The organism is Microcoleus sp. OTE_8_concoct_300 (assembly GCF_031383065.1).
Lineage (GTDB): Bacteria > Cyanobacteriota > Cyanobacteriia > Cyanobacteriales > Microcoleaceae > Microcoleus.
Window position 1 is genome coordinate 1 of the sequence record NZ_JANMZH010000090.1, and the last position, 5,830, is coordinate 5,830.

Genomic DNA, 5,830 nt, shown 5'->3' on the forward strand with positions numbered 1-5,830 from the left:
TCGTCTCTTCTACTCCTTCATGAGAACGGGACAACCATATCCCGACGGAGGGGCAACCATACCCCTCCACCCCGGAAGGGGATTCAAATTAATGTAAAGCCGTCCTAAAAGGACGGGGTTTCAAACCCAATTTTCCGATGATACAAGAATCCCCGCGTTATGAAATACCGGGCCCAGTATTTCAACTTCCAACGGCTGAGTTTTGTCGCTAAATGCTGATATTTCCGGCAAAAGCTGAGGCTGTGGCGAGGGGGTTCACAATTTTTTGGATTTTTCCCACACCGAATTCTGCAGGCATCCTGACATTGGGCAGAATTTTGGGTTTTTTCCCTATTCCCCCAGGCTTCTTTTACCAAAACTTTAATTTACTTAACCCTTCTTAACAATTCCGCTTTTCCAGAGAAAGCCAACAAAGGCGATCGGTCTACGGGAAGGTTCGGGGCGGTTCCATCGCCCCAGCAGTGGCGAAAAAAGCAAACTCTGCCTTTTTTATTGCAACCCCGCATCTACCGTAGGAAGGAGATTTGCCCGCAAGTCCCCCCGAAATATTTACCTTCTTAGAGAGATAAGTTTTTGTAATAAATTGTAATAAACAATGACGAACGAGCATTGTATAAAGATTATCATGAGGGTTGAAACGACAGGTCAAAGTTAACAAAAACACTGATTGACAAGGTTTGTCGCATCTCATACGCATCTCATAAAAGATGTAAAAAATTCTAAGGTTTCTTAAACGTCCGTTGCAATGTAACAATAGTACAGGTAGCGGAAAGGGAGAGATCGATCGAACCAGCAGATGAGCTGGCATCAAATTTCAACCCTTGCAGGCTCTAGCAGCCTGAACAAATTTAACTTAACGGTTTTATACCGCAACCAAACTCAATTAACTCAAGTAGGAGAGTTCTTTCATGTTTGACGCATTTACAAAAGTGGTTTCCCAATCTGACGCTCGCGGCGAATTTTTAGCTCCGGGCCAACTAGATGCTCTCAGCAGCATGGTTGCCGACGCCAACAAGCGGATTGACGCAGTAAACCGCATCACCGGCAACGCATCCAGCATCGTGGCCAATGCAGCTCGCAGCCTGTTCGCCGAACAGCCACAACTGATCGCTCCTGGTGGCAATGCGTACACCAACCGTCGCATGGCAGCTTGCTTGCGCGATATGGAAATCATCTTGCGCTACGTGACCTACGCAACATTTGCAGGCGACGCCAGCGTTTTGGACGACCGCTGCTTGAACGGTCTGCGCGAAACCTACCAAGCTCTGGGAGTTCCCGGTGGCTCGGTTGCAGCCGGTGTGCAAAAAATGAAGGAAGCAGCGATCGCGATCGCTAACGACCCCAACGGCGTTACCCGTGGTGATTGCAGCTCCCTGATGTCTGAAATCGGCAGCTACTTCGACCGCGCAGCCAGTGCAGTCGGCTAAAAATAGCCAAGCGAACATCGGTTGTAAAGAAGCGAGCATCGCATTTTTGCAAACAATCATTTTTGTACAAAAACAACACAACATTAGGGAGACACCAGAACAATGAAAACCCCTTTGACTGAAGCAGTAACCGCAGCCGATTCTCAAGGCCGCTTCCTGAGCAGCACTGAACTCCAAGTCGCCTTCGGCCGCTTCCGCCAAGCAGCAGCAGGTTTGGAGGCAGCCAAAGCGTTGACCGCCAATTCTCAGCGCTTGATCGACGGTGCAGCTCAAGCTGTGTACAACAAATTCCCGTACACCCAACAAATGCAAGGCCCGAACTACGCTTCTACCCCAACCGGTAAAGCTAAGTGCGCCCGGGACATCGGCTACTACCTGCGGATGGTAACCTACTGCTTAGTTGCAGGCGGCACCGGTCCGATGGACGAGTACCTGATTGCAGGTGTTGACGAAATCAACCGGACATTTGAATTGTCTCCTAGCTGGTACGTTGAAGCTCTCAAGTACATCAAAAGCAACCACGGTCTCAGTGGCGACTCTGCAACTGAAGCGAATTCCTACATCGACTACGCAATCAACGCTCTAAGCTAGATTTGCGTGATGCCCGGAATTCTAAGCTACTGTTAGCTTGAGTGTTAGCGGTTGTTTAGAGTTCCGGGCATCTGCGATCGAATCCGAGTTTTCCAAATAATTTTTTAAATCTGTTAATCAGTTTTTAAAGGAAACAAGGAAGAAGCGAAAATGGGGAGATTGGATGCAGCAGAACGGTTGGGAATAAAAGCATTTGAAGAAGCGGGACGGGTAGAACAGCGTCCCCACTGGACGCAAGACGATGCGAAAGCAGTAATTCGCGCTGCTTACAGCCAAGTTTTCGGCAACGAGTATTTAATGTCGAGCGAACGACTTACCAGTGCTGAATCTCTGCTGCTGCAAAGGCAGATTTCAGTGAAAGATTTTGTGCGGTCAATTGCACATTCCGAAACTTATCAGAAAAAGTTTTTTGATCCGAACTCGCAAACGCGGTTAATCCAGCTTAATTACAAGCATTTGTTGGGCCGCGCTCCCTACGACGAGTCGGAAATTGCTTTCCACGTTGATTTGTATAATGCAGAAGGCTACGAAGCTGAAATCAATTCTTACATTGACTCAGTGGAGTATCAAGAAAATTTTGGCGAAAGTATAGTGCCTTACTATCGCGGTTTCGCGACTCAAAAAGGTCAAAAAACGGTCGGTTTTAACCGGATGTTTCAACTGTACCGGGGTTTTGCTTCTAGCGATCGATCGCAAAACCAAACCCAAGCCCGGCTGACTTGAGAAGTAGCGAGAAATATGGCTTCGCCGATATACACGGCCTCCACCGTCCAAGCCCTTGGCGGGACTTCCGGCGCTTGGAGCGGTCAACTCTACCGAGTCACCGCAATGCAAGGTTCGGCTAAGTTTTCGCCTCAAGTGCGGCGGACAACTACCGAATATCTCGTGCCTTACGAGCAACTTTCGAGCCGGTTGCAGCAAATCAACAAAGGTGGCGGCAAAGTGGTAAGTATTACCACAGCTTAAAGTTTGTAAAGACGTTTCAAAAAAACGTCTTTAGCAAAGTAGGACTAAGGCTAAAAAATTCTTCAATTTTATGTGTATAGGTAAGGTGCGCAGTGCGCACCCTACTTTGAGCAGGTGCTCCGTGTGCACCCTAGTTTGAGACATATTAGCCTTAGTCGTAAAAATCTCAAGTGCAACAAAGCTTTAAACTTTTGTTATTAATTTAGGAGAAAATCTGGTGGCAATTACAACAGCAGCGTCCAGACTGGGAACATCCGCATTGAGCGATGCGCCGAAGGTAGAATTGCGCCCGAACTACAGCAAAGACGACGTTGAAACTGTGATTCGTGCGGTTTACCGTCAGGTGCTGGGCAACGACTATTTAATGAAATCCGAGCGACTTACAAGTTCCGAGTCTTTGCTGCGAGACGGCAGTTTGACGGTACGAGAATTTGTACGCGCTGTAGCTAAGTCAGAACTGTACAAAACCAAGTTTTTCTACAACAGTTTCCAAACTCGGACGATCGAACTAAACTACAAACACTTGCTCGGTCGCGCTCCCTACGACGAATCTGAAGTAGTTTATCACTTAGATTTGTACCAAACACAAGGCTACGACGCTGATATTGATTCTTACATCGATTCAGTAGAGTATCAAGAAAACTTCGGCGACAGTATCGTCCCTTACTACCGCGGCTTTGACACCCAGCGCGGTCAAAAAACCGTTGGTTTTACCCGGATGTTTCGCCTGTATCGCGGCTATGCAAACAGCGATACATCTCAACTAGAAGGCAATAACTCTCGCTTAGCTGTCGAACTCGGCACTAACACCGCTACGGCTGTAGTTGGGCCTTCAGGCGGTAACGAAGGTTGGGCATATCGGCCTTCTGCCAGAAACGTAACTCCCGCCAGCACTTTCGGCGGCGCGGCAGCTTACGGGAAAGAAGGGCGGCTGGTGCGCGTGGAAGTTTCCGGCATTCGCACGGGCGGCTATCCCAGCGTGCGGCGCAGCAGCAAGGCTTTCATCGTACCTGTTGAGGAGTTGTCCTCGCAAATGCAGAAATTTCAACGCATGGGCGCGAAAATCGCCAGCATTACTCCAATTTAGTCAGTTGGCAGTTGGCAGTTGGCAGTTGGCAGTTGGCAGTTACTAGCTTTTAGTCAACAGTCAACAGTCAACAGTCAACAGTCAACAGTCAGAATTACCAATTACCAAGAAGCTTATGTTGGGTCAAATTGTAGCTGGAAAAAGTGGCAATACAGCTTCGGCTGGTCGCTGCTTTCGGTATGAAGTTGTGGGCTTGCGCCAAAGCGATGAAACAAATAATGTGGATTATTCGATTCGATCGAGCGCGAGTACCTTTATCACCGTGCCGTACAATCGGATGAATCAAGAAATGCAGCGGATTACTCGCATGGGCGGGAAAATTGTCAGCATTCATCCTTTAAGCGCGATCGCAGAATCATCCCATGAATCATCGGGTGATCACCAATAGTTTATGCAGGGGCGATGAAAATCGCTCCTTGTCAAGCTAAAACGGGCGATGGAAATCGCTGCTAGACAAACTTTCATCCACTCCAAGCGGACGAAGAGTTAATCCAACCCGCGCCGGCGGGTTTTGTCTGTTTAGTAGCGATTTTAATCGCCGAGTTTCCCAAACCCCTGCCTTGCAGGTTTTATCTGGGTAGCAGCGATTGAAATCGCCTAATAACTAATAACTAATAACTAATAACTAATGACTATGGATTATTACGAATCCGACTCACCGCCGCCTGGTGTAGCTGAGGGCGAGTCTTTAACTGTTGAACAGGCGATCGCAAATTTGCATTCCCAAGATTACAGTCTCCGGTATTATGCTGCTTGGTGGATTGGTAGATTTCGAGTCAAGGAACCAGCAGCTATTGCAGCTTTAATTGCCGCATTACAAGAAGAATCAGAACAAACAAAAATCGGCGACTATTCCCTATTGCGAAATGCGGCGCGGGCCCTGGGGAAATTGGGCGACAAACAAGCCTTGCCGGCCCTGATTCACTGTTTGGAATGCGCCGATTATTACGTGCGGGAAGCGGCGGCCCAAGCTCTAGAAATGCTCGGCGATCGCGATTCTATTGGGCCGCTAATTAAGCTATTGGATGGGGGTTCCGTTGCGGCTGTCCGAGTGCCAGGAAAATCGCACCTTGTGCAACCTTACGACTCGGTAATTGAAGCTTTGGGAACCCTGCAAGCGACAGAAGCAATACCGCTAATTTCACCTTTTTTAGAACATTCTGTAGAGCGGGTGCAGTACGCTGCGGCGCGGGCGATGTATCAGTTAACTGGTGAGCGGATTTACGGAGATCTGTTGGTAAGCGCTTTGAATGGGGATAATTTGCAGTTGAGGCGATCGGCTTTGATGGACTTGGGGGCGATCGGCTATTTGCCGGGAGCGCAAGCTATTTCTGAGACTTTAGCAGAAAATAGCATAAAATTGATTGCGCTGAAAGGAGTTTTGGAGCATCACCTCAATCAACAAGAATCACTATCTTTATCAGAGGATGCTATCCGCGTTATGGATTTAATGGATAGTTTACTGTGAAAAAAATTAGTTCACAAATGAAATAGGATTGCTGTAGCGATTCTCAATTGTCTACCGTATATTCAGGACACAGCATATTCAGGACACAGTATATTCAGGACACAGCAGTCCTGTTTCCGTAGGGGATATCTGTATTTTAGGCAGGACACAGGGCTCTCTGGAACTTACGGTGATATTTTTATCTAATTAGAAAAGCAAGCTAATACACGATCTCGAAAATTGTCAAAATTAGAAAAGCCATATCCTTGTCGCATAATCAACTTAATTCGATTATTTATCCCCTCCATCACT

Annotated in this window: 6 protein-coding genes and 1 pseudogene; 6 read left to right on the forward strand and 1 reads right to left on the reverse strand. The window is 47.6% G+C overall.

Annotation, left to right across the window (positions count from 1 at the left end):
• Positions 1 to 908: 908 nt before the first annotated feature.
• The 6 genes and pseudogenes from ACUVJL_RS04365 to ACUVJL_RS04390 all read left to right on the forward strand — a co-directional run bounded on the left by ACUVJL_RS04365 (position 909) and on the right by ACUVJL_RS04390 (position 5,539).
• Positions 909 to 1,427, forward strand: a complete 519-nt coding sequence (locus ACUVJL_RS04365) for a phycocyanin subunit beta (protein ID WP_445244733.1) — start codon at positions 909 to 911, stop codon at positions 1,425 to 1,427.
• Between the two features lie 102 nt (positions 1,428 to 1,529).
• The gene (cpcA, locus tag ACUVJL_RS04370; RefSeq protein WP_445244734.1) at positions 1,530 to 2,018 is read left to right on the forward strand and encodes a phycocyanin subunit alpha; all 489 of its coding nucleotides are present in this window, start codon (positions 1,530 to 1,532) and stop codon (positions 2,016 to 2,018) included.
• A 150-nt stretch (positions 2,019 to 2,168) separates the two neighbouring features.
• Positions 2,169 to 2,984 (forward strand): annotated as a pseudogene (locus tag ACUVJL_RS04375) (phycobilisome rod-core linker polypeptide).
• Positions 2,985 to 3,201: 217 nt separating this feature from the next.
• Positions 3,202 to 4,071, forward strand: a complete 870-nt coding sequence (locus ACUVJL_RS04380) for a phycobilisome rod-core linker polypeptide (RefSeq protein ID WP_445244735.1) — start codon at positions 3,202 to 3,204, stop codon at positions 4,069 to 4,071.
• A 115-nt stretch (positions 4,072 to 4,186) separates the two neighbouring features.
• Positions 4,187 to 4,459, forward strand: a complete 273-nt coding sequence (locus ACUVJL_RS04385; protein ID WP_445244736.1) for a phycobilisome linker polypeptide — start codon at positions 4,187 to 4,189, stop codon at positions 4,457 to 4,459.
• Positions 4,460 to 4,699: 240 nt separating this feature from the next.
• Entirely contained in the window at positions 4,700 to 5,539 is an 840-nt protein-coding gene (locus tag ACUVJL_RS04390; RefSeq protein ID WP_445244737.1) for a HEAT repeat domain-containing protein, read from the forward strand.
• Positions 5,540 to 5,721: 182 nt separating this feature from the next.
• On the opposite strand, the gene ACUVJL_RS04395 is transcribed toward ACUVJL_RS04390, so the two are convergent.
• Positions 5,722 to 5,830 (reverse strand): transposase (locus ACUVJL_RS04395; protein ID WP_445244738.1); only part of this gene is annotated, 109 nt, incomplete at its 5' end.